Source organism: Agromyces binzhouensis (assembly GCF_004135055.1).
GTDB lineage: Bacteria > Actinomycetota > Actinomycetes > Actinomycetales > Microbacteriaceae > Agromyces > Agromyces binzhouensis.
The window spans coordinates 1-787 of record NZ_SDPL01000727.1 but is presented as its reverse complement, the minus strand read 5'-3'; the positions used below and the strand labels follow the sequence as shown (position 1 = coordinate 787).

The following is a 787-nucleotide window of genomic DNA, read 5'->3' as shown; positions in this document are numbered from 1 at the left end:
GTCGCGGCAGCGGGCCCGGCCGGGTGGAACGGGGGCGGCGTCTGCGCCGCCGGCGGCAGCGGCTCGGTCGGAGCGGTCGGTGGGGCATCCCGCGTCGTCGCCGGGTCGTCCGTGCCGGCGTTCGTGGTCGTGGTCTGGGAGGTCATGATCGGTCCTTCGGGCTCCTCACGCGGTGCGGGCGCACCGGTTTGCATTCGATGGTCCGCACGGAGGCTATGCGCGGGCTTTGCCCGAGCCCGGTGCCCGCCACGAACCGATACCCGTCGTACCAGTTGTTTTGAGTCACTCAAAACAACTGCTACGGTGGGGGCATGACCACCGAGGCCCACCGCGACGACGCCGCAGCGCGCCTTCGCGCCGCGGGTCTCAAGGTGACCGCCCCGCGCATCGCGGTGCTCGACGCCGTCAGCGGCCACGGCCACCTCGACGCCGATGCCGTGCTCTCGCGGGTCGCGGGCACGCTCCCCGGCACCTCGCTGCAGTCGGTCTACAACGTGCTCGGTGCGCTCACCGACGCCGGACTGCTGCGACGCATCGAACCCGCCGAGTCGCCGGCGCTCTACGAGAGCCGCACGGGCGACAACCACCACCACGTCGTCTGCACCCGGTGCCGCGCCGTGGCCGACGTCGACTGCGTGGTGGGCGAGCCGCCCTGCCTCGCGCCCTCCGACGCCGCCGGCTTCGCCATCCACACCGCCGAGGTCACCTTCTGGGGCCTCTGCGCCGACTGCCAGCGGGAGGTCGCCGGCTAGCCCGGCGCCATCCGCTCGCCCAGGCGCGCCCCGCG

1 protein-coding gene is annotated in these 787 nt (G+C 73.8%); it reads left to right on the top strand.

Translation table 11 applies throughout. From position 1 onward, the window contains the following. Window positions 1-311: 311 nt before the first annotated feature. Complete coding sequence (locus ESO86_RS17905; RefSeq protein ID WP_129236048.1) at window positions 312-752, top strand: Fur family transcriptional regulator; 441 nt, start codon at window positions 312-314, stop codon at window positions 750-752. Window positions 753-787 lie beyond the last annotated feature (35 nt).